Here is an 822-nt window from a genome sequence, read left to right as displayed (position 1 = left end):
AAGTTTGCCTGCTTTGCTTCATCGTTTTTACTGTCCCACCAATTCAGTGCGTAGCCTGGCAGCGTGAATTCGCCAGCTTCTGTTGGGATCAGCACTTGTTTTACCGTCATGATTACCGTGCCATCTCTTGCTGTGTCGAATTGAGGCTGTTCAGGGTAAACGCGTAAGGAGTTTGGGTAATCCATAGTAATACGCGGTAAGTATTCGGCTTGTGTACCGCGAGCTTTGATTTGAATGGTACGAGTAATAGACGAACCTTGTTTCACGTTATTTACCGTATTGGCGGATAGCGTATTACCTTGATCGTCTTGCCAGCTCTGAGTCATTTGCAGTGCCGATGCGGGTAACCAACTGCCTTTAAACTCACTAGGTATGGCTTTTACCGTTATTGGCATTTGCTCCACTTTTGTGCTGATCGGCATGATCTTGGTTGAGCCCGTCAGACTATCGCCATAGATATAAGATCCAGTCAGTTGTGGGCCAAGGAGCGTGAATGTTCCCGGTTGTTCTGCGGTTAAGCGGAAAGATTGCTCCACCACTGTTACTTCAAGCCCGGCAATGACTCGCTGCCCTTGTTGCATTTCACCAACAGGTTCAAGCTTCATGCCTTCAATACGTGGTGGCACAACTTGTGGGTTGTCTAAACGGCGAGTGTCGGCCTTGATGATCAGTTGCATGCGTAAATTCGCAGATTGCTGCGGATATAGCGTATGGTTATCGACACTCATATTGAAGCTGAACAAATCATCCAGATCGGGTGCCGATTTGTTCGCCGTGACTTTTAGCTGAATTGGCTCGGTTTTCATGCCATCGGCCGAAAAA

1 pseudogene is annotated in these 822 nt (G+C 47.7%); it reads right to left on the bottom strand.

Annotated elements, in window-relative coordinates:
- Positions 1-822 (bottom strand): annotated as a pseudogene (locus tag R7F64_RS23815) (protein BatD); the annotation flags it as partial.

Source organism: Vibrio sp. Vb1980 (genome assembly GCF_033338615.1).
Lineage (GTDB): Bacteria > Pseudomonadota > Gammaproteobacteria > Enterobacterales > Vibrionaceae > Vibrio > Vibrio alginolyticus.
This window is presented reverse-complemented; position numbering and strand designations above follow the sequence as displayed.